1 pseudogene is annotated in these 698 nt (G+C 40.5%); it reads right to left on the bottom strand.

Annotated features, from left to right (window positions below):
- A pseudogene (locus tag IV36_RS11085) lies at positions 1-698 on the bottom strand (IS30 family transposase); the annotation flags it as partial.

The raw sequence follows: 698 nt of genomic DNA, 5'->3' as shown, positions 1-698 counted from the left end.
AGGATAAAAATAACGTAAATTCCGATTAAAGCGTTCATTACTACCACGTTCAGCTGGAGTATAAGCATGGCAGTAATAGGTCTTAATATCATATTGTGATTCAAGTGATACTAGCCCACTAAACTCAGTGCCACGGTCCACAGTAAAGCTGTGCACCGGACCATTAAAAGTGGTTAGGAACTTAGTTAGTGCTTCATTAACAGTCGCTGTCGTCCGATCTTTTAACCGGTATGCCCAAAGGAACCGTGATTTTCGATCGATTAAAGTTAATAAAACTGCCTTACTATGCCCACGAGGACCAACGACTGTATCTAGTTCAAAATCGCCGATGCGATTACGTTGATTAATCATCATGGGACGCCGTTCAATTGATCGCCCCAAAGATTGATTATATTTGGATCGTTGGTCAACGTTACGCCGTTGGCGTACGCCATGTTCAGGTAGATCATTCAAGGAGAAACCAATTCTCCCCTGATTTAGCCAATTATAAATAGATTTAGTAGCTAGTTTAAATTCGTGAGCAATCATTCCTGGTGACCAGCTTAGACGTAAATGGTTGAGAATTTTTTGCTTTAACTCATTGCTCAGCTTAGTTTTCCGACCACATCATGATCGCTTGTATTCGGCATCTGTTTGTGCTAATTCAGCCTGATAAGGTTGACATCGAGATAATTCATAAGAAATTGTTGACGGTGATT

It is taken from the genome of Liquorilactobacillus mali (genome assembly GCF_001437155.1).
In the GTDB taxonomy this organism is placed as follows: domain Bacteria; phylum Bacillota; class Bacilli; order Lactobacillales; family Lactobacillaceae; genus Liquorilactobacillus; species Liquorilactobacillus mali_A.
The sequence above is the reverse complement of the archived record's forward strand: the minus strand, read 5'-3'. Positions and strand labels throughout refer to the sequence as shown.